Source organism: Rathayibacter sp. AY1D2 (assembly GCF_002932695.1).
Classification (GTDB): domain Bacteria; phylum Actinomycetota; class Actinomycetes; order Actinomycetales; family Microbacteriaceae; genus Rathayibacter.
Window position 1 is genome coordinate 1 of the sequence record NZ_PSVX01000136.1, and the last position, 633, is coordinate 633.

Below are 633 nucleotides of genomic sequence, written 5' to 3' on the forward strand. Positions count from 1 at the left end.
GCCGCCACCGACCCCGCCGTCGCCGCGGACCCGGCCAACGCCGGGATCCTGAAGCTGCTGCAGTCGCAGGACACCGCCGCGATCGGCTCCGCGCTCGACGGGGACACGTCGTTCCTGAACACCGCGGACCGCGCCCTGTCGGCCCCGTTCCTGACCGGGTTCAACGACGCGACCGTGACCGTGTTCCAGGTCGCGCTGGGCGTGGTCCTGCTGGCCTTCGTGCTCTCGTGGTTCCTCAAGACCCCGCCGCTGCGCGCGAAGTCGGCCATGCAGGAGGCGCACGACCTCGCGGCCGAGGACAGCGCGGAGGAGCTGCGCCGCACGGACCCGCAGCTGGCCGCGCGCGCCGGGGCCGACCTGGCCGCGGGCAGCATCGAGCCGGACGTCCGGACGGACTCGATCCGCACCGCTCCTCCCCGCGACGGGCACGGCGCCCACCGGGCCTGATCGGGAAGCGCCGACGGACCGCGTCCTGCGCTCCGCTCCTCCCCTCCGAGGCGCCGCCTCCGCCGTCCGGACACCGCCCTCACCGCGGTGTCCGGACGGGGAGGCGGCGCCTCGCGGTCGTCCGGGGCGCGATGTCCCGCGTTCCGGGCCGAGAGAGCGCTCCACCGGGGCTCTAGGATGGTCGGA

1 pseudogene is annotated in these 633 nt (G+C 75.8%); it reads left to right on the forward strand.

Features of this window, described 5'->3' with window-relative positions:
* A pseudogene (locus C5D04_RS18470) lies at positions 1 to 447 on the forward strand (hypothetical protein); the annotation flags it as partial.
* Between the last annotated feature and the right edge of the window lie 186 nt (positions 448 to 633).